21 protein-coding genes are annotated in these 18,329 nt (G+C 65.7%); 18 read left to right on the top strand and 3 right to left on the bottom strand.

Features of this window, described 5'->3' with window-relative positions; all coding sequences use genetic code 11:
* Positions 1 to 68: 68 nt before the first annotated feature.
* The 8 genes from AB0J29_RS32420 (at position 69) to dgoD (ending at position 8,210) form a co-directional block, all read left to right on the top strand.
* Positions 69 to 1,115 (top strand): substrate-binding domain-containing protein, encoded by a 1,047-nt coding sequence (locus AB0J29_RS32420; protein WP_364794346.1) that lies wholly within the window; start codon positions 69 to 71, stop codon positions 1,113 to 1,115.
* A complete protein-coding gene (locus tag AB0J29_RS32415) occupies positions 1,106 to 2,626 on the top strand; it encodes a sugar ABC transporter ATP-binding protein (protein ID WP_364794344.1) in 1,521 nt (506 codons plus the stop codon). The genes AB0J29_RS32420 and AB0J29_RS32415 overlap by 10 nt, the downstream gene beginning before the upstream one ends.
* Positions 2,623 to 3,681 (top strand): ABC transporter permease, encoded by a 1,059-nt coding sequence (locus AB0J29_RS32410; RefSeq protein ID WP_364794342.1) that lies wholly within the window; start codon positions 2,623 to 2,625, stop codon positions 3,679 to 3,681. Before AB0J29_RS32415 ends, AB0J29_RS32410 begins: the two co-directional genes overlap by 4 nt.
* Positions 3,682 to 3,696: 15 nt before the next feature.
* Entirely contained in the window at positions 3,697 to 4,587 is an 891-nt protein-coding gene (locus tag AB0J29_RS32405; RefSeq protein ID WP_364794340.1) for an SMP-30/gluconolactonase/LRE family protein, read from the top strand.
* Positions 4,577 to 5,191, top strand: coding sequence for a bifunctional 4-hydroxy-2-oxoglutarate aldolase/2-dehydro-3-deoxy-phosphogluconate aldolase (locus tag AB0J29_RS32400; protein ID WP_364794338.1), 615 nt, complete (start codon positions 4,577 to 4,579; stop codon positions 5,189 to 5,191). Before AB0J29_RS32405 ends, AB0J29_RS32400 begins: the two co-directional genes overlap by 11 nt.
* Positions 5,192 to 5,357: 166 nt before the next feature.
* Entirely contained in the window at positions 5,358 to 6,302 is a 945-nt protein-coding gene (locus AB0J29_RS32395; RefSeq protein WP_364794336.1) for a sugar kinase, read from the top strand.
* A gap of 10 nt (positions 6,303 to 6,312) precedes the next feature.
* A complete protein-coding gene (locus AB0J29_RS32390; RefSeq protein ID WP_364794334.1) occupies positions 6,313 to 7,068 on the top strand; it encodes an SDR family oxidoreductase in 756 nt (251 codons plus the stop codon).
* Positions 7,065 to 8,210: a galactonate dehydratase gene (dgoD, locus tag AB0J29_RS32385; protein WP_364794332.1), complete on the top strand. Its 1,146-nt coding sequence runs from the start codon at positions 7,065 to 7,067 to the stop codon at positions 8,208 to 8,210. Before AB0J29_RS32390 ends, dgoD begins: the two co-directional genes overlap by 4 nt.
* 32 nt (positions 8,211 to 8,242) lie before the next feature.
* On the opposite strand, the gene AB0J29_RS32380 is transcribed toward dgoD, so the two are convergent.
* Positions 8,243 to 8,773, bottom strand: coding sequence for a CGNR zinc finger domain-containing protein (locus tag AB0J29_RS32380; RefSeq protein ID WP_364794330.1), 531 nt, complete (start codon positions 8,771 to 8,773; stop codon positions 8,243 to 8,245).
* Positions 8,774 to 8,812: 39 nt separating this feature from the next.
* Between AB0J29_RS32380 and AB0J29_RS32375 the strand changes: the two genes are divergently transcribed.
* From AB0J29_RS32375 to AB0J29_RS32360, 4 genes are all read left to right on the top strand, one after another.
* Complete coding sequence (locus AB0J29_RS32375; protein WP_364794328.1) at positions 8,813 to 9,781, top strand: DMT family transporter; 969 nt, start codon at positions 8,813 to 8,815, stop codon at positions 9,779 to 9,781.
* Positions 9,782 to 10,124: 343 nt separating this feature from the next.
* Entirely contained in the window at positions 10,125 to 11,561 is a 1,437-nt protein-coding gene (locus tag AB0J29_RS32370) for an amidase (protein ID WP_364794327.1), read from the top strand.
* Positions 11,558 to 11,725, top strand: a complete 168-nt coding sequence (locus AB0J29_RS32365) for a hypothetical protein (RefSeq protein ID WP_364794326.1) — start codon at positions 11,558 to 11,560, stop codon at positions 11,723 to 11,725. Before AB0J29_RS32370 ends, AB0J29_RS32365 begins: the two co-directional genes overlap by 4 nt.
* Positions 11,726 to 11,832: 107 nt before the next feature.
* Positions 11,833 to 13,110 carry a cytochrome P450 gene (locus tag AB0J29_RS32360; protein WP_364794325.1) on the top strand — a complete coding sequence of 426 codons (1,278 nt, stop codon included), beginning with the start codon at positions 11,833 to 11,835 and terminating at the stop codon, positions 13,108 to 13,110.
* On the opposite strand, the gene AB0J29_RS32355 is transcribed toward AB0J29_RS32360, so the two are convergent.
* Entirely contained in the window at positions 13,058 to 13,945 is an 888-nt protein-coding gene (locus AB0J29_RS32355) for a LysR family transcriptional regulator ArgP (protein WP_364794361.1), read from the bottom strand. The two genes, AB0J29_RS32360 and AB0J29_RS32355, sit on opposite strands and share 53 nt — an antisense overlap.
* A gap of 71 nt (positions 13,946 to 14,016) precedes the next feature.
* Between AB0J29_RS32355 and AB0J29_RS32350 the strand changes: the two genes are divergently transcribed.
* The 3 genes from AB0J29_RS32350 (at position 14,017) to AB0J29_RS32340 (ending at position 15,967) form a co-directional block, all read left to right on the top strand.
* Positions 14,017 to 14,640, top strand: a complete 624-nt coding sequence (locus AB0J29_RS32350) for a LysE/ArgO family amino acid transporter (RefSeq protein ID WP_364794324.1) — start codon at positions 14,017 to 14,019, stop codon at positions 14,638 to 14,640.
* A gap of 146 nt (positions 14,641 to 14,786) precedes the next feature.
* A complete protein-coding gene (locus tag AB0J29_RS32345) occupies positions 14,787 to 15,584 on the top strand; it encodes an N-acetylmuramoyl-L-alanine amidase (protein WP_364794323.1) in 798 nt (265 codons plus the stop codon).
* 155 nt (positions 15,585 to 15,739) lie between these two features.
* Positions 15,740 to 15,967, top strand: a complete 228-nt coding sequence (locus AB0J29_RS32340; protein WP_364794322.1) for a hypothetical protein — start codon at positions 15,740 to 15,742, stop codon at positions 15,965 to 15,967.
* 295 nt (positions 15,968 to 16,262) lie between these two features.
* Here AB0J29_RS32340 and AB0J29_RS32335 read toward each other — a convergent pair whose 3' ends face one another.
* The gene (locus AB0J29_RS32335) at positions 16,263 to 16,673 is read right to left on the bottom strand and encodes a RidA family protein (RefSeq protein ID WP_364501793.1); all 411 of its coding nucleotides are present in this window, start codon (positions 16,671 to 16,673) and stop codon (positions 16,263 to 16,265) included.
* 78 nt (positions 16,674 to 16,751) lie between these two features.
* Here AB0J29_RS32335 and AB0J29_RS32330 point away from each other — a divergent pair, with 78 nt between their 5' ends.
* The 3 genes from AB0J29_RS32330 to AB0J29_RS32320 all read left to right on the top strand — a co-directional run bounded on the left by AB0J29_RS32330 (position 16,752) and on the right by AB0J29_RS32320 (position 18,320).
* On the top strand, positions 16,752 to 17,141 hold the full coding sequence (locus tag AB0J29_RS32330; RefSeq protein ID WP_364794321.1) for a helix-turn-helix domain-containing protein: 390 nt from the start codon (positions 16,752 to 16,754) through the stop codon (positions 17,139 to 17,141).
* Between the two features lie 240 nt (positions 17,142 to 17,381).
* Positions 17,382 to 18,137 (top strand): class I SAM-dependent methyltransferase, encoded by a 756-nt coding sequence (locus tag AB0J29_RS32325; protein ID WP_364794320.1) that lies wholly within the window; start codon positions 17,382 to 17,384, stop codon positions 18,135 to 18,137.
* Between the two features lie 45 nt (positions 18,138 to 18,182).
* Positions 18,183 to 18,320 carry a hypothetical protein gene (locus tag AB0J29_RS32320; RefSeq protein ID WP_364794319.1) on the top strand — a complete coding sequence of 46 codons (138 nt, stop codon included), beginning with the start codon at positions 18,183 to 18,185 and terminating at the stop codon, positions 18,318 to 18,320.
* Positions 18,321 to 18,329: the final 9 nt, after the last annotated feature.

Raw genomic sequence — 18,329 nt, 5'->3', positions numbered from 1 at the left:
CGAAGTCCTACTGTAACCCAGGTCACTACGAGACGCCGAGTGCCCGGCGCAGCATCAGAGGAGCACCCATGTCCTGGACCCACCGAAGCCGTTGGACCAGAGCCGTTTTCTGCGGGGTATCGCTCGCGCTAGCCGCGTCGGCCTGCTCCTCGGGCAAGGACGATTCGCAGGCCACCGGTCCGCAGCACCACACCGGCGCGATCAGCCTGGTTTACGCACAGAAGCAGGGCGATCAGGAGTACTTCATCGGCGAGGCCGAGGGCGCGAAGGCCAAGGCCAACGAGTTGGGCATCGATCTGAAAGTGGTGAATCTCGGCAATGACGCGAACAAGGCGGTCACCGAGGTGCAGAACGCGGTGAATCAGAAGGCCAGCGGTGTGATCGTGGTGGTGCCCGATCCGTCGGTCGGTCCGCAGGTCGCCCAGCTCGCGAAGGCCGGTGGTGTCGCACTGCTGACATCCGATGATCAGGTCTGTACGAACGGGCCGGATCCGACGTCCTGTGCGAAGGACAATCTCGTGCCACGGGTCGGCTTCAGCGGCACCCAGATGGGTACCGAGGTCGGCCTCCGCGCCGGTCAGGACTTCAAGAAGGCTGGGTGGAAGCCGGAGGAGACCGCGATCATCGACGCCTGGAAACAGGATGTGACCGTCTGCACCGACCGGGTCAAGGCCAACCAGAAGGCCTTCAAGGAGGCCGCGGGTGTGGACGTCAGGGTGATCGAGGTCGGCACCGACAACACCCCGTCGGATGCGCAGAACAGGATCTCGGCGACGGTGTCGGGCAATCGGTCGGTGAAGAACTGGATTGTCATGGGCTGCAACGACGAGAACGTCAGCGGGGGCGTCGCGGCGATCCAGAATGCCGGATACTCCGCCGATAATGTGCTCGGCGTCGGCCTCGGCGCCTATCTGGCCTGTAAGGAATGGCGCGGCGGCAAGCCGACCGGTTTCAAGGCCGCGCTGTTCATCAATGGCAAAGACGTTGGCGCACTGTCGGTTCAGACGATCTACGACTACTTGAAGAACGGCAAGCAGATGCCGCCCGAAGCCTACGCGCCGACCAAGATGGTCGACTCGACCAACTGGCAGCAGGCGGGCGTCACATGCAGCTGACCGGACTGCGGGTATCCGGGCTGAGCAAGAATTTCGCCGGGGTGCCGGCCCTGCGCGAAGTGAGCCTGGATTTTCCCGCTGGTGCGGTGACCGCCCTGATGGGTGAGAACGGGGCGGGTAAATCCACCCTGATCCGCATCCTCGGTGGCGATCACCGCCCGGACGGTGGCCGGCTCGAGTTGGACGGTGTGCCGCTCGAGCTGGCCACCCCTGCCGACGCGCGGTCGGCGGGGATCCGGGTGATCGCCCAGGAGCCGGAGATCGTGCCGCATGTTTCAGTTGCCGAGAACGTCTATCTCGGATCGCTGCCGCGTCGCTCGGGCCGCCTGCTCGACCGGGCCGCCCTGCGCGAACGGATGCGCGCCGACCTGGTCCGGCTCGGCTTCGACAGTGATCTCGATCCGGACATCATCGGATCGAAACTCACTGCGGCACAAAGGCAGTTGGTGGAGATCATGCGAGCGTTGACCACCGACGCCAAGGTGATCGCCTTCGACGAGCCGACCTCGTCGCTGTCGGACCATGAGACCGAATCGCTGTTCGCGCTGATCGGTCGACTGCGCGAGCAGGGCCTTGCGGTGATCTATGTGTCGCATCGGATGCGGGAGATCTTCCGGCTGGCCGATCGGGTCGCGGTGCTGCGCGATGGCGCGCTCGTCGGTGAACGAGCCACCGCGGACACCACCGATCGTGAGATCGTGCGGATGATGGTCGGCCGGGACATGTCGACGTTGTTCGCGCGCAAGCACAGTACGCCGGGGCGGGTGGTGCTCGAGGCGGATGCGGTGACCACCGACGACGTCGAGGACGTGAGTCTGCGGGTGCACGCCGGTGAGGTGGTCGCGCTGGCCGGGCTGGTCGGCGCGGGTCGCTCGGAACTTGCCGGGGCGCTGGCTGGTGATCTGCCGATCCGCTCCGGCGAGGTGCGGGTGGACGGGACGAAACTGCGTCTGCGTCAACCACGAGACGCGGTGCGGGCGGGGATGGGCTACGCGCCCGAGGAGCGCAAGGCGCAAGCCCTGCTGCTGCATCGCGGTGTGCGCGACAATATTTCGCTCGCGATGCTCGACCGCTTACGGCGGCTGCGGTTCGTCCGGGGCGGCGAGGAGCGGCGGCTTGCGCGCCGATACGTCGAATCGCTCAGGGTGCGAACACCTTCCATCGAGCAGGAGGTGCGCAAGCTCTCCGGAGGCAATCAACAGAAGGTGGTGCTGGCTCGTTGGCTGGCTCGAAAACCCAAGGTGCTCATCCTTGATGAGCCCACCCGTGGCGTCGATGTCGGCGCCAAAATCGAGATCTACCACATCATCGAGGAACTGGCCGAATCCGGTGTCGCGGTGCTGGTGATCTCCTCGGAGCTACCTGAAGTGCTCGGCCTGGCCGACCGGATCGTGGTGATGCAGCACGGCCGGGTCACCGGCGAACTGGACCGCGAAGCCGCCAGCGAGGAGGCGATTCTCGCACTGGCCATGGCCGCCGATCTGTCGCATACATCGCGAGGAAACCCATGACAGACCAACAACTTTCGATACCCGTGGACAGCGCCACGGCCGCATCGCCCTCGGTGCTCGCTCGTGGTGCCGCCATACTCACCCCGCGCCGGCTGGTGCAGGCGATCGGCACCGGAAACCTCAGCCTCATCGGTGCGCTGGTCGTGGTCGTCGCGATCTTCGCCTGGCTCAACGACGGATATCTGGATCCGGCGAATCTGGCCGGAATCGGCGAGGCGGTAACGGTTTTCGGTCTGCTCGCCGTGGTCCAGACGGTCGTGATCATCTGTGGTGCGCTCGATATTTCGGTCGGCTCGCAGGCCGGGGTCGCATCGGTGATCAGCGCGATGGCCTTCACCGCGACCGCCTCCAATGCCTGGTTGGGCATTGTGGCCGCGATCGGTGTCGGGCTGGTGCTGGGGGCGATCAACGGGGTGATCATCGTCTACGGTCGGGTCAATCCGGTGATCGCGACACTGGCCACCCTGGCCGCGTTCAAGGGCGTCGCGCAGTTGATATCCGGTGGTAAGGCACAGGGTTTCGTGCTCGGAAACGATGTATTCATTTTCATCGCTCGCGGCAAGATGCTGGGTCTGCCGGTGCCGGTGGTGATTCTCGCGGTGGTCGCGATCGGTATGCATGTGCTGCTGAAATACACCGATATCGGCCGCAATATCTATGCCATCGGCGGAAATGACACGGCCGCACGGCTTTCCGGCATCAATATCAACAAGTATCTGATCGCGGTATTCGTGCTCGCGGGCGCGGTGGCGGCAATCGCCGGGATCATCCTGACCGCGCGGACCGGCTCCGGACAGCCGGTCTCGGGTAGTGAAGGGCTCGAGCTGAAGGCGATTACCGCGGCGGCGCTGGGAGGGTGTGCGCTGAAAGGTGGCAAGGGCACGATCGGCGGCACGCTGTTGGCTGTTGTGCTGCTCGGTGCGCTGGACAACGGGCTGAACGTGGTCGGTGTGAATACTTTCTGGCAGAACGTCGCTCAGGGTTCGTTGCTGGTGGCGGCGGTTGTCATCCAGCAGCGGCGCAGTGGGGAACGTGCCGTCGGATTGCCGACCTAGAACCCGTCAGGAGCGATGATGATCGAACTGAAAGCCCACCGATGCTCGCCGAGGCCGGGCAGGCTGAGTGAGGGACCGGTCTGGGATGCCCGCACCGATGAGGTGCTGTGGGTGGACATTCCGGCCGGACGCATCCATCGCGCGGCACTGCGCGACGGTGACCTCATAGGGCGGTCCACCGTGTCGGTGGGGAAGCGGGTCAGCGCGGTGGTGCCGTGCGCATCGGGCGCGCTGATCGCAACCGCCGTCGATACCTTCCTACATATCGATGACGGCACAATGACCGAGGTCGCGGCGCTATCGCTGCCCGATGACGGGATTCGGCGGCGCATGAACGATGCCAAGGCCGACCCGTGGGGGCGACTGTTCGCCGGGACCATGTCCGAGGACGAGATCCCGGGCACCGCAGCGCTGTACAGACTCGATCCCGATGGGGAGCTGAGCACCGTGCGGCAACAGGTGACGATCTCCAATGGTCTCGGCTGGAGCCCGGACGGCGCCACCGTGTACTACGCGGACAGCCCGACCCATCGCGTCGACGCCTTCGACTACGACTCGGCAACCGGCACTTTCAGCGGTGGACGCCCCTTCGCTGAATTCTCGGACGGTCTGCCCGATGGATTGACCGTGGACGCCAGGGGGTACGTCTGGGTCGCGGTGTGGGGTGCGGGGCAGGTTCGGGCATTCGATCCTTCGGGTCGGCCGTATGCGGTGATCGATGTCGGCCCCGCGCAGGTCTCCAGTTGCGCCTTTGCCGGACCGGATCTGGATGTTCTGGTAATCACCACGGCCGCAGAAGGTTCCGCGGCTCCCGATGCCGGGCGGCTGTTCACCTGTAGGCCGGGTGTGAGTGGTCTGCCGACGAATACTTACGACGATGCGAGGTTGGTGAGCAATGACCGCTGATCACGGACTGACCCTGGATCCACCGGTAATCGCGATCCTGCGTGCCCCGACGGCCGCTCGATTCGCCGAGGTCACTGCCGTACTGCACGAATCGGGCATCACCGCGGTGGAGTTCACCCTCAACTCCCCTGGGGCACTGGACGCCTTGCGGGACTGCGCCGGATCGGCCCATCCGGTCGGTGCGGGCACGGTGCGCACCGCCATCGATGCCGCACGAGCCGTGGACGCGGGTGCGGCATATCTGATCACCCCGACGGTATGTCCGGAGGTGATCGCGGAGGGTCGCCGCATGGGTGTTCCGGTGATCTGCGGTGCGTTCACGCCCACCGAGATCCAGGGTGCATGGCAGGCGGGCGCGACCATGGTCAAGGTCTTTCCGGCCTCGGTCGGTGGTCCCGGCTATCTCGAGGCGGTCCGGGGGCCGCTGAAGGACATCCCGCTCGTGCCGACGGGCGGTGTCGGGCTCGCCGATGCCCGAGCGTATTTGGATGCGGGTGCGAACGCGCTCGGCATGGGCGCACCGCTCGTCGGTGATGCGTGCACCGGCGGTGATTTGGATGCGTTGCGGGAGCGTGCGTATGCGGTGCGAAAGGTATTGCTGTGAGGGCTGTTTCGCAGGTTGCGGTCGAGGCTCTGTGCGTGGAAGACGATGCTGTGCGCGATCGGATGTGCTGTCTCGAGATCCTGTGCGCGAATAATGTTGCTGGTAGCCCTTACTCAGGGATTTCGATGGCAATCATCGCGACTCTCGACGCGCGAAAGCTGCTGCGATGACGAGGGGATTGGTAACACTGGGCGAAGCGCTCGGTGTCGTAGCCGCCACCGAGCCCGGTCCGTTTGCTCCTGGTGCGGCCATGCGGATGGATTTCGCGGGCGCGGAAGCGACCGTCGCCATCGGTGTACGTCGGTTGGGTCACGAGAGTGCATGGGTGGGCAGCGTCGGTGCCGACGCCGTCGGCACTATGGTGCTCGATCGACTCCGCGCCGAACAGGTCGATGTCTCGCGGTCCCGGATCGATCCGGAGCTGCCGAGCGGGCTGATGCTGCGCGAGCGGCGAACGGCCGACCATATGCGAGTCACCTACTACCGCAGGGGTCTTGCGGGCTCTCGATTGTCGGCCGCCGATATCGATACCGCTCAGATCGCCGCCGCGCGAGTGCTGCATCTCACCGGCATTACTCCGGCGCTGAGCACATCCGCCCGAGACGCCGTCCACACCGCACTCGACGCCGCGGTCGATGCCGGGGCGCTCGTCTCGCTCGATATCAACTACCGCCGCGCATTGTGGTCGGAATCGGACGCGGCCGTGGAACTTTCGAAACTGGTGTCCCGCGCCGATATCGTCTTCGCCGGTACGGATGAAGCGGCCATCCTCGTACCGGCCGCGGCCCCGGCTGCAATGGCGGAATCCCTTGCCGCACTGGGGCCTGCGCAAGTCGTGATCACATCTGGATCCGAAGGCGCGCTCGCCCTGCACAACGGCGAGCTGATCCGGCAGCCCGCGGTGGATATCCGCAGCGTCGACCCGGTCGGTGCGGGCGATGCGTTCGTCGCTGGCTACCTCGCCGGCGTGCTCGACAACGGGTCCGTAAGACACAGTCTGCAATTGGCCGCCAGCTGCGGCGCATTCGCGGTGTCCGTACCCGGTGATTGGGCCGGTCTGCCGTTCCGGCACGAACTCGGCCTGCTCACCGGCGCCGACATCAACCGATGAAGGGAAGAGCATGAGTCGTCTGGCAGACCGGGTCGCGGTCGTCACCGGGGGCGCATCCGGCATCGGTGCGGCCACCGCCCACCGGCTCGCCGCCGATGGCGCCGCGGTCGTCATCGCCGATATCGCCGAACCGGCGGGACGCGAGGTCGCCTCGAAGATCCGCGCGGCGGGACATCGAGCCGAATTCGTCCGGTGCGATGTAACTTCGGAGGATTCCTGGACAGCGCTGCGCACTCGCGTCAACGAGCTGTTCGGACCGCTGGACTTCCTGTGCAGCAACGCATCCCGGCAGGCCACCATCCCGGCCCACGAATTGACCAGGCGGGCATGGGATGACGGCCTCGCGGTCAACCTGACCCCGCTGTTCCTCGGCCTGCACACCTTCATCGACGATCTGCGCACTCGCCGCGGCAATGTTGTCGCGGTGTCCAGTGTGCACGCCCAATTCGGGCTACCCGGATATCCGGTCTACGCCGCCGCCAAGGGCGGGTTGACCGCATTGGTCCGGCAGTTGGCCGTGGAATACGGCCACGCACGCGTGCGGGTCAATGCCGTACTGCCCGGTCCGATTCTCACCCCGGTATGGGATGACGTGGACGAGGCAGGCCGGCGGCTATCCGCCCAGGCCACCGCCCTGGACCGGATGGGCGCGCCGGAGGAGGTGGCCGCCGCGGTCGCTTTCCTCGCCTCCGACGACGCATCCTTCATCACCGGTGCCAACCTCGTCGTCGACGGCGGCTGGAGCGTGCGAAAGGAGTCCCGGTGAAAATCACCGCACTCACCACCTACCTGGTCGCGCCGCGCTGGTGCTTCCTGAAGGTCGAGACCGACGCGGGCATTACCGGCTGGGGTGAGCCAGTGCTGGAGGGCCGTGCGCATACCGTGGCCGCCGCGGTCGCCGAACTGGCCGACTACCTCATCGGCAAGGACCCGATGAGCATCGAAGCGCACTGGCAGGTGCTCACCAAAGGCGGTTTCTATCGGGGCGGACCGATCCTGTCCAGCGCCGTTGCGGGCATCGACCAGGCGCTGTGGGATATCACCGGAAAGGCGCTGGGCGTACCGGTGTGGCAATTGCTCGGCGGCGCGGTGCGCGATCGGATCCGGGTATACAGCTGGATCGGTGGCGATCGCCCCGACGATGTCGCGCGCGCTGCCGTGGAACGAAAAGAGCAGGGCTTCACCGCAATCAAGATGAACGGCTCGGCCGAATTGGAGCTGATCGACACGCCGCGCGCGACGCGGGGCATAGTCGATCGAGTCGCGGCCGTACGCGAGGCAACCGGCGACGATTTCGATATCGCCGTCGATTTCCATGGCCGCCTGTCCATTCCGATGGCGCGACGGGTGTTGCCGCTCCTCGAACCGTATCTGCCGTTCTTCGTCGAGGAACCGCTCGTCCCGGAGTGCAGTAGCCAGATCGGCGAGATCACCCGCGCGACGAGCATTCCCATCGCTACCGGCGAACGGCTCTATTCGCGTTGGGATTTCAACGCCGTCCTCGATCAGGGCATCGCCGTAATCCAACCCGATCTCTCGCATGCGGGTGGCATCTCCGAGGTCCGCCGCATCGCTGCCCTCGCCGAGGCCCGGGATATCGCCCTTGCACCGCACTGTCCGCTCGGCCCCATTGCTCTCGCCGCCAGCCTCCAGGTCGGCTTCGCGACCCCCAACCTGCTCATCCAGGAGCAAAGCCTCGGCATTCACTACAACACCGGCTCGGACCTGCTCGACTACCTCACCGACCCAACGGTTTTCGCCTACCGCGACGGTTACGTCGATGTGCTCCAGGCGCCCGGCCTCGGTGTCCAGATCGATGAAGCGGCGGTGACGCGCGCCGCCGAAGTGGGCCACCGTTGGCGAAATCCGATCTGGCACCGCAAGGACGGTTCCTTCGCCGAGTGGTGATGTCTTCGAGCTCGGACCGGGGTGACCGGGATTCACTTCTTCCTGGCGCGGTAGGCGGCGACAGCGTTGCGATTTCCGCAGGCGGTGCTGCAGTAGCGACGAGATCTATTGCGGGACAGGTCGAGAACCAACCCTTCGCAGCCCTCGTCGGCGCAGAGCGACAGTCGGCTCAGCTCATCGGAGCGGATCAGATCGATCATTGCCATCGCGGTCTCGACGGCGATGCGGACGGGAAGCGGAGCCTGCGCGGGCACCGCGTGGATGTGGTAGTCGACTTCGCCGTGCCGGACCAGTTGCGGCAAGGCGTGATGCTTCGCCAGTGTCTCGTTGATCAGCCGCACCGTCGTATCGCGGTCGCTGGTCAGCATGCGGCGTAGCGGCGTACGCAAGGCGCGCACCGCCGCGAGCTCGGCGGCGTCGCCGGAGTGCACGCCGGTGTAGACGTGTTCGACGAAAAACTCGTCGAGCTGGGCGATCTCGGTCAACGTATCCGGCTCCTGCGCCGAATTCACCAGCTCCACCGCGGCAACCAGTGCCGCCTCAGTGTCATGGGCAAAGGCCATGTTGACATATTACTGGACCTGGCCTTAGCGTCATCGGTCATGGCTACGATGACTCATGACAACACTGCGCAGCGGCTGCGGGCGGGACTGCTGTGCGCGGTGGTGTCCGCGTCCTCGTTCGGGCTATCCGGCTCGCTGGCGCGCGGCCTGATGAACGCGGGCTGGAGCTCCGCGTCCGTGGTGGTGGTTCGCGTGCTGGTCGCCGCCGCGGTTCTGGCGCCGATCGCGGTGGTGCAGTTGCGTGGCGCCCGGGATCTGTTGCGCCGCAACGCATCCTTGATCACCGCGTACGGACTGTTTGCCGTGGCCGGTACCCAACTGGCCTACTTCAACGCCGTCGCCCACATGCAAGTCGGGGTGGCGCTGCTCATCGAATACACCGCGCCCGTCGCCGTGGTCGGCTGGCTATGGCTGCGTCATCGCCAACGCCCGGGCGCCGCAACGGTTCTCGGTGCTGCACTCGGGATGACCGGACTGATCCTGGTCATCGATCTGCACTCCGGCCTGGCCGCCAGCGGCGTCGGCATCGCGTGGGCTCTCGCCGCCATGATCGGAGCCGCCGCCTACTTCCTGCTCTCCGCCCAAGGCGATGGCACCCTGCCGGGCACCGTACTCGCCGCCGGAGGCCTCCTCCTCGGCGGACTCGCCCTCCTCGCCGCAGGTGCGATCGGCATCGTTCCCCTGCATGCCACGACCAATCCCGTTGTTTTCCAACACATCACCGTGTCCTGGTGGCTCCCCGTCCTCACGCTCGGTACGATCACTGCCGCCCTGGCCTACGTCTCCGGCATCGCCGCCACCCGCCTCCTGGGCTCCCGCCTCGCCTCCTTCGTGGCCCTCTTCGAAGTCCTGGCCGCCCTGGCCTTCGCCTGGGCCCTCCTCGGCGAATCCCCCCGCCCCGTGCAACTCCTCGGCGGCGCCCTGATCCTCGTCGGCGTGATCACCGTCCGCCGAGACGAAACCACCCCCGACCACGCTGATCCGGCTACGCGGCCGAGCCAGGCTTGACCTTCACGTATTCACCATCGACGACGTCCGAGCTCCCCTGCCCTACTTGGACCACGACATGCCCGCCGTATTCCCGTTCGAACCGCGCTGCACCACCGGATACGCGGCGGTCGGACCGCCGCGCGTCGCCGACCTGAACGAGCGCATCACGCGGCTGACCGAACTCCGGGACCGGCTGCTCGACCGCATGCCCTGGCTCGCACCCGACTCCCCAACTGCTCGGCGGGACATAATCCGACCGCCAGTAGTAGTCCGGTCCGGGACTGTGAAGGGGAAGCGTTCCGAATTCGCCCGCAATCGGGGATCGGCGTGGCAGGATCAGGGTGCGATGGATAGGGATGGGATGACTGAAACTGATTCGACGGCACCGGTATTCACCACGATCGCGGAAGCACGGGCGCAGCTGCGACGCGGCGACGTCAGTGTGGCCGAATTGGTAGCAGGGGCGCTGGCGGCCGCGGATGCGCATGACGAGACGTTCGGGGTGTTCCTCGCGCGGTTCGAGGAGCGAGCGCGGGCGCAGGCCGCCGCGGTCGATCGCAAGATTGCGGCGGGGGAGGCGCTGGCCCCGCTGGACGGTATTCCGCTGGGGGTCAAGGATATTTTCGCGCACTCCGCAGGGCCGACCACGGCGCAGAGTTCGGTGCTCGATCCGGCATGGGCGAAGACGGTCGGTGACGCCACGGTCGTACGGCGGCTCGAGCAAGCCGGTGGCATCGTGGTCGGGAAGACCACCACAATGGAATTCGCCGTCGGTGTCCCGGATCCGGAGAAGCCGTTTCCGATACCGCGGAATCCGTGGGATGCGCAGCGGTGGGCGGGCGGCTCGAGCTCTGGTTCCGCCAGTGGGCTTTTGACCGGGGCCTTCCTTGGTGCAGTCGGCACCGATACCAGCGGTAGCCTCCGCATTCCGGCAGCGTTCTGCGGAATCACCGGTTTCAAGCCGACCTTCGGCCGGGTGTCGAAATCCGGTGTAGTGCCACTGGCCTACACCCTCGACCACGCGGGACCATTGGCTCGGACGGCCGCCGACTGCGCTTTGCTACTGGAGATCCTGGCCGGTCACGATGCCGAAGATCCGTACAGTTCAACCGAACCCGTCGTCGACTACACTGCCGCGCTCACCGGTGACCTGCACGGACTCACCATCGGCGTCGACAATCTCGACCGCTTCGTCGGCGACGCACACGATCCGCAACAGCCACAACGATTCTCGGCCGCCGTCGACGCCTTGCGCGACTGCGGTGCGACCATAGTTCCGGTCGAGATACCGATGTACGTCGAGACCACGGCCACCACCCTGATCGTCTTGGCCGCCGAGTCGGCCGCATACCACCGACCGACGCTGCGCTCCCGATACAACGACTACGCGCGCGGCAGTCGCGTCGTCTTCGCCGCGGGCTCCACCATATCCGGCGCAGATTACATTCAGGCCCAACGGGTTCGGCATGTCGCGCAACGCAAGATGGCCGAGCTGTACACCGAGGTCGACTTGGTGGTGACGCCGACCGGCCACCTCGGCGCGCCGCGCATCGACGCCATGGAGCAGCTGAACCCGGTGAGCGTACTGGCCGGATTGCATACGCCGTACTGGAATTCGCTCGGCAATCCGACCATCGCGGTACCGATCGGGCTCACCGGCGACGGCGTTCCCCTGTCGATGTCGATCAGCGGCAGGCATTTCGACGAGGCAACGGTGCTCCGCGCGGGCGACGCCTTCCAGCGCCGAACCGACCACCACCGCCTGACACCCGCGCTGAGCCGAAAGGTATTGCCATGAGCACTGATCGAACGTGGCCCGCCTCCGCGGAGGAGAATGCGGCCATTGCCACGCTAGAGCAGCTTCTGCAAGGGATGGCAGGTCTACTGCAATCGGTCGACGAGGCCCGATATATCGATCCCAGTGGCGGCTATGTGCCGTACCGGGGAATACAGCCGAACTGATTCGGCAACTGTACGCCGCAGGGGTGGGGCGGCGAATTCAGCTCTACCTCAGTGGTTTTCGACGTAGGCAATATGCGCGTCGATCGTTCCACCGTTTGGAGTTGATCGTGAACACTCAGCAGTCGCCCGTTCCGCACGGTTCGCCCTTCGATACCGATGGTGAACGCGCTCCGCTCTACACCCCGGAATTCGCCGCTGACCCACATCGCGCATATCGGGAGATGCGCCGGAAATACGGTTCGCTGGTGCCGGTGGATCTGGCTCCGGATACGCCCGCGACCCTGGTGGTCGGCTATCGCGCCGCGGTGCGAATTCTGCACGATCCCGAGCACTTTCCGCGCGATCCGCGCACCTGGCAAAAGAATGTGCCGCCGGACTGTCCGGTCCTACCGATGATGGATTGGCGTCCGAGCCTTTTGCACAGCAATGGCGCCGTACACGGCCGCTATCGGAAAGCCGTGAACGCGGCCATCGAGGCGGTCGATCTACACGCACTGCACAGCACGGTCGCCGAAATCGCCATCCCATTGATCAATGCGTTCTGCGCGACTGGATCGGCCGATCTGATCAGCCAGTACGCACTCCCGGTTGCCTTTACCGCGATCAATACTGTCCTCGGCTGTCCGCCCGAAATCGGCGGCCGCACCGCACTCGGTCTCGCGGCGATGTTGGATACGGTCAATGCCGCCAAGGGAAATGAGCTCGTACACGAGGCATTGACCGAGTTGATCGCACTCAAGAAGGCCGAACCCGGTGACGACATCACCACCCGACTACTACAACACCCCGTCGGCCTGGACGATCTCGAGGTGCTCGAACATGTGATGCTCCTCTACGGCGCGGGCATCGAACCTACGCAGAATCTGATCGCCAATACCTTGGTGCAGATGCTCACCGACGATCGCGTCGCCGACAACATCCTCGGCGGCAGCCTGTCCACCCGAGACGCCCTGGACCAAGTGCTCTTCACCGACCCTCCGCTGGCGAACTACTGCGTCACATATCCGCGCCAGCCGGTCCTGATCGACGAAATATGGCTGCCCCCACACCAACCCGTCCTCATCAGCATGGCGGCCTGCAATAACGACCCCGAGATCGCCGGCGAGCATACCGGCAACCGCTCACATCTGGCGTGGAGCGCGGGCCCGCATGCGTGCACCGCGAAGTCCATGGCGTACTTGATAGCTCAGGAGGCCATCGACCAATTACTGGATGCGATACCGGAACTCCAACTCGCCATTCCGACGGCAGACCTCACCTGGCGACCGGGCACATTCCACCGCGCACTGACCGCTCTTCCGGTGACTTTCCCGAAGACACCGCCGTGGAGCATCAGCGCAGCGCCGCAGCCGCAGCAGCCGCAATCGCACCGGCAACCCCACTGAGCGCGGGCGAATCGACCTTCCACTGCTGCCAATACAGCGGCACGTCGATATACGAATCCCCATCGATGGGCGCGAGATCCCGTCCCGCCCGACCACCCCGTGTTTGCAGATCCGGCAACATCCCCCACCCCAACCCGATCCGAACCGCCTCCGCGAACCCCGTCGACGACGGCACATAATGTCGCGGCGGATCCACCGGCTGTCCACACCGTCGCCGCAGCTGCCGATCCTGCAGATCATCCTTGCGATCGAAAAGGACCACCGGCGCAACGGAATACGCCTCGGCAGTCGGCCCATCGGCGAACCAGGTCCGGGCGAACCGCGGATTCGCCATCGGCCGATAGCGCATGGCGCCGAGCCGTTCCACCCGGCACCCCTGCACCGCCGCCGCGGTGGCGGTGATCGCCGCCATCACCGTCCCATCGCGCAGCAACCGAGTCGTATGCTCCTCGTCCTCGCGATGTATTTCGAAACACACGCCGGCGGGCACCTGCCGCAGCGCGGGCATCACCCACGTTTCCAACGAGTCGGCATTGACCGCGATCGGCACCCGGATCGGCCGGTCCGCGGGGCGATCGGCATCGCCGAGTTCGCGTGCGGTATCGCCGGCGAGCAGTTCGATCTGTCGCGCCAATCGCAGCACCGCGAGCCCGGATTCGGTGGGCCGCACCGGTTTTGTGCGTTGCAGCAGGATGCGACCGGCGGCATCCTCAAGCGCCTTGATGCGTTGACTGACCGCCGACGGTGTCACGCGCAGACTGCGCGCGGCCGCATCGAAGGTGCCCTCGGTGACTGCCGCATTGAGCGCGCGGAGCTGATCGAGCTGTGGTTCCATTAAGAAATCGTAAAGGTACATCAGAATCTTTAGCTGGTCTGGTTGAGACTCCGGATCTAGCGTCGATGCGTGTGACGGCATCATCGGCGGCCCTGGCGGCCATCTCGGGACTCGGCTTCGGACTCTCCTTGATCGTGGCGATCGGCGCGCAGAATGCCTTCGTACTGCGACAAGGTCTGCGCGGCCAGCATGTGCTCGCGGTGGTCGCGGTCTGCACCGTGTCGGACATTGTGCTCATCGCCGCCGGAGTCGGCGGGTTGGGCGTCATGATCCAATCCGCACCTGTCCTGCTGACAGTGATCCGCTACGCCGGAGCCGCATTCCTCTTCGGCTACGGCATTCTCGCCGCCCGCCGAGCGTTGGCCTCGTCGAGCCTGACCGCCGACTCGAGCGGTGCCACCATGGCACTCGGCGCGACCGTCCTCACCTGCCTGGCCCTGACCTGGCTCAATCCGCACGTCTACCTGGACACGGTGCTGCTGCTCGGCTCCTTCGCCAGTACCTACACCAGTCCGGAGCGCTGGTTTCTCGGCGCGGGCGCGATGGTCGCCAGCACCATCTGGTTCACCTCACTCGGTTACGGCGCCCGCAAACTCGGCCCGCTGTTCGCCCGCCCGATTGCCTGGCGCGTGCTCGATTCGATGATCGCGGTCGTGATGTTCGGCCTCGCACTCGGCTTATTGCTCACCAGCTGAACTGGCCGGACCTGCCTATGCCGGGCGATCGGGTCACGATAAATACGTCATTGGTTCGGCCGTAGCAGGGTGGGGGTCGCCGCTCGGCGCGATGGCCTTCCGATCGCCATCGCCGCGGGACGCAAACCTGTGGCAGTGTCGGTGACATGCGATTGCGAAGCTGGACGATGACCGCCGCGATCTGCGCGTGGGGCCTGCTGCTCGCCGGATGCGCGCACGACGCACCCGGTTCATCGGTGCGTACCACGACGCCGAAGGTCGGCGACGAACCGGTGACGAACCCGCCGCGCTTCATCGCCGATGACCGCGTCGTCGTCATCGACCCCGGCCACAATGGCGGAAATGCCGCACAGCCCGGCGAGATCAACCGTCAGGTGCCGGACGGTCGCGGAAGAACCAAGGCGTGCAACACCACCGGCACATCGGCCACCGACGGCTACACCGAGCACGAATTCACCTGGGACGTCGCCACCCAGGTCCGGGATGCGTTGGCCGCCCGCGGCATTCACGTCGTGCTGACCCGCGACGACGATGCTGGCGTCGGTCCGTGCGTCGACGAGCGCGCCGCCATCGGAAACCGCAGTGGCGCAGCGGCTGTGGTCTCGATCCATGCCGACGGCGCCGCTGCGGGCGCACACGGCTTCCACGTCGCGTACTCATCGCCGCCGCTGAATCCGGTCCAGGAGGAGCCGTCGCAGCGACTGGTAACGACATTGCGCGACACCATGATCGGGTCCGGCTTCGTCCCGTCGACCTATGTCGGCTCCGATGGCCTGAATCCGCGGGCGGATCTGGCGGGTCTCAACCTCTCCGAACGTCCGGTCGCGCTCGTGGAATGCGGAAATATGCGCGATCCGGGTGATGCCGCGTTGATCGAATCGCCCGACGGGCGGGCGAGATACGCGAACGCCATCGCCGAAGCGATCGTCGCATTCCTGGGGTGACAGTCGAACTGGGTCTGTGCGTGATCAGCGGCGGGCCGGTCGGGCAGTCGGCGGGGGTCCGGGGTTTTCACCGATGACCCACCGGGGACGGTGGGTGCGATTACGCCGATAAGTTCTTCGGTGTTCTCGGCCTTGATGAGGTAATCCGGTGTCTGGTGGGCATTTTCGTCCTCGGACTTGCCGCGCCCATGCCCGACATTCCTGTCCCGCCGCGCGCGGCCGTAGCCGAACTGGTCGTGCCGGGAGTACCGGCGACCGTGCGGCCGGGGCTGGGCGTCGTCGAGGTGGGACTGCCCGAGGAGCCCGGCGAGCCGGTGCCGGTGGAGATGGAGTTCGGCGTCGTCGTGGTGCTCGGGTGGTTGTGGTCGGCGTTGCCGAGGTAGGTGTGGTCGGCGTCGTGTTGCTCGGGGTGGTCGAGCTCGAGGTGGTGTCGCTCGGGTTGGTGTCCGTGGACGTGGTTTCCTGCGCGGAGTCGATTCCGCCGAGTTGTCGGAACTCTTGATCAAAACCACGACGGCGCTCCGCTCGACGTAGTCGACCTGTAGGTCTCAAAAGTCGTGGCCGAATCTCAGAATGATTGGTCAGACGTGGCCTGTTGGCCATGGTTTTGAGATTCCGCGGCACCGATGGGACCGCCGGAGAATGATCTTCGCCGGTCCCGGTCCGCGCGGCCTGATGTCAGTCGAGCACTGCAAACGCCTCGACTTCGACGAGCACATCGGGCTCGAACAGGTAGTCGACGCCGATCGCCGACAGGGGCGGCAACGGCTGCGGTATCCCGAGTTCGTCTGCGACGCGCTCGATTCCCGCGATGAAGTCGTGGTACTTGTCCGGGCTCCAGTGCGTGACGAAGAACCGGAGACGTACGACGTCGGCGAAGCTCGCTCCGGCCCCGGCTAGGCCGCGTGCCGTATTGCGCAGCGCGTGCGCGACCTGACCGGTGAGATCACCTGTCGCGACGGGGTTGCCGTCGGCATCGCGCGCGATCTGACCGGCCACATGGACCTGGCGAGCGCCCGTGCTGATCGAAACATGGTGGTATGGAACGGGATTGAACATGCCCTCAGGGGTCAGTAGCTGTACTGGCACGGGGTTTCCCTTCGCTGTCGGAGCTGGTATCTGATGTCTACCTGGTGCCCCAAGGGAACTTCAACGAGACTAGGTGTCATGCCGGAAACCGCTCCACTACAGTCGGACAGCCCTCAGCTCACCGAGCAACACCGCGAGCTACTCGACCAAGTGCTCGACAAGTGGTCGCTCCAGGTGCTCGACGCGTTGTGCGGGGGACCTTTGCGTTTCAACGAGCTCCGTCGAACGATCCCCGTCGTGACGCAGAAATCACTCACCGCCGCACTTCGGCGCCTGGAGCGCAATGGGATGGTCCAGCGCGTCATCACAGGTACGCGACCCATTGCCGTCGAGTACCGCATCACGCCGCTCGGACGGTCGTTGCAAGACCTCATCGACGCGCTCCTGCACTGGGCCACTGCCACGTTGCCCGACGTCGAGTGCGCCCGCGCGCGCTTCGACGACCAGGAAGAAATACCATCGATGTGAGACTGAAAGCAGTGGCGGCAGTGTGAGACCAGATCTGGAGCCCCAGGGTTTCGCTGGCCACGACTTTCGAGACCCGACAAGCCGACCTGTAGGGTCGCACGGCACGTAGCGCAATCTCACGAGTGATTTCGTCTCGGCTTCGTTTACGAACCCGTCGTGAGACCAATCGCCTCACGCACCCCGATCCGGCGCTGGAAAATCGGTCGATCCCGCACAAGGTCTCTGGCAGGGTATTCCCACATGGAACGAACGCTGGAGGACCTGCTGGGCGAAGCGGCGTCGGTATCCGTGGCCGGCTGGGACTTCTCCTGGCTCGACGGCCGAGCCACCGAAGCGCGCCCGTCGTGGGGCTACCAGCGACTGATGAGCGCCCGGCTGAAGACGGCCACCGCGGCATTGGACATCCAAACCGGCGGCGGTGAAGTCCTCGCCGAGGCGGAGATCTTCCCGCCGACCATGGTTGCCACCGAGTCGTGGCCACCCAACATCGCCAAGGCCACCGCACTATTGCACCCGCGCGGCGTGGTCGTCGTCGCCACACCCGACGAGCCGGCGCTGCCGTTCGCCGACGCGGCGTTCGACCTGGTCACCTGCCGACATCCGGCCACCATCTGCTGGGACGAGATCGCCCGCGTTCTGCAATCGGGCGGCACCTACTTCGCCCAGCACGTCGGACCGGCCAGCGTATTCGAACTGGTCGAATACTTCCTCGGACCGCAACCGAAGGCCCGGCGCGGACGCCATCCCGACGACGAAGCCGCCGCGGCCCGAGCAGCCGGTCTGGAGATCGCGGACCAGCGCACCGAGCGCCTGCGCATGGAATTCAACGACATCGGCGCGGTGGTGTACTTCCTGCGCAAGGTGATCTGGATGGTCCCCGGCTTCACCGTCGACGCCTACCGTGACCGGCTGCGCCAACTTCACGATCAGATCCAACAGCAGGGGCCGTTCGTCGCTCACTCCGCCCGCACCCTGATCGAAGCCACCAAACCCTGACCGCTGGTTGACGCCGCTCGCAAACCCCGGAGTTGACGAAATGTGATGCGGGACCTGAACACATTGCAGTGCAAGGCCTCCCCGTGCGGCCACCATATCGGCGTCTACGCGGCGGTGGTCCTGGAGCATCCGCTGCTCTGGCTGGCGGCCGAGACCGAGTACGTCCGAAGTTCGACGGGCTGAGGCGCCCTG

This window comes from Nocardia sp. NPDC049707, assembly GCF_040674855.1.
GTDB lineage: Bacteria > Actinomycetota > Actinomycetes > Mycobacteriales > Mycobacteriaceae > Nocardia.
Note: the sequence above shows the minus strand (reverse complement) of the source record. Positions and strands in the feature narration are given on the sequence as shown.

What these genes read in the sequence shown, in the direction of transcription:
- AB0J29_RS32390 (WP_364794334.1), top strand. Translation starts at nt 6,313, where the DNA reads ATGAGTCGTCTGGCAGACCGGGTCGCGGTCGTCACCGGGGGCGCATCC.
- AB0J29_RS32405 (WP_364794340.1), top strand. Translation starts at nt 3,697, where the DNA reads ATGATGATCGAACTGAAAGCCCACCGATGCTCGCCGAGGCCGGGCAGG.
- AB0J29_RS32325 (WP_364794320.1), top strand. Translation starts at nt 17,382, where the DNA reads ATGGAACGAACGCTGGAGGACCTGCTGGGCGAAGCGGCGTCGGTATCC.
- AB0J29_RS32330 (WP_364794321.1), top strand. Translation starts at nt 16,752, where the DNA reads ATGCCGGAAACCGCTCCACTACAGTCGGACAGCCCTCAGCTCACCGAG.
- AB0J29_RS32400 (WP_364794338.1), top strand. Translation starts at nt 4,577, where the DNA reads ATGACCGCTGATCACGGACTGACCCTGGATCCACCGGTAATCGCGATC.
- AB0J29_RS32370 (WP_364794327.1), top strand. Translation starts at nt 10,125, where the DNA reads ATGACTGAAACTGATTCGACGGCACCGGTATTCACCACGATCGCGGAA.
- AB0J29_RS32380 (WP_364794330.1), bottom strand. Translation starts at nt 8,773, where the DNA reads ATGGCCTTTGCCCATGACACTGAGGCGGCACTGGTTGCCGCGGTGGAG.
- AB0J29_RS32320 (WP_364794319.1), top strand. Translation starts at nt 18,183, where the DNA reads ATGCGGGACCTGAACACATTGCAGTGCAAGGCCTCCCCGTGCGGCCAC.
- AB0J29_RS32365 (WP_364794326.1), top strand. Translation starts at nt 11,558, where the DNA reads ATGAGCACTGATCGAACGTGGCCCGCCTCCGCGGAGGAGAATGCGGCC.
- AB0J29_RS32375 (WP_364794328.1), top strand. Translation starts at nt 8,813, where the DNA reads ATGGCTACGATGACTCATGACAACACTGCGCAGCGGCTGCGGGCGGGA.
- AB0J29_RS32395 (WP_364794336.1), top strand. Translation starts at nt 5,358, where the DNA reads ATGACGAGGGGATTGGTAACACTGGGCGAAGCGCTCGGTGTCGTAGCC.
- AB0J29_RS32420 (WP_364794346.1), top strand. Translation starts at nt 69, where the DNA reads ATGTCCTGGACCCACCGAAGCCGTTGGACCAGAGCCGTTTTCTGCGGG.
- AB0J29_RS32415 (WP_364794344.1), top strand. Translation starts at nt 1,106, where the DNA reads ATGCAGCTGACCGGACTGCGGGTATCCGGGCTGAGCAAGAATTTCGCC.
- AB0J29_RS32410 (WP_364794342.1), top strand. Translation starts at nt 2,623, where the DNA reads ATGACAGACCAACAACTTTCGATACCCGTGGACAGCGCCACGGCCGCA.
- AB0J29_RS32355 (WP_364794361.1), bottom strand. Translation starts at nt 13,945, where the DNA reads ATGGAACCACAGCTCGATCAGCTCCGCGCGCTCAATGCGGCAGTCACC.
- AB0J29_RS32345 (WP_364794323.1), top strand. Translation starts at nt 14,787, where the DNA reads ATGCGATTGCGAAGCTGGACGATGACCGCCGCGATCTGCGCGTGGGGC.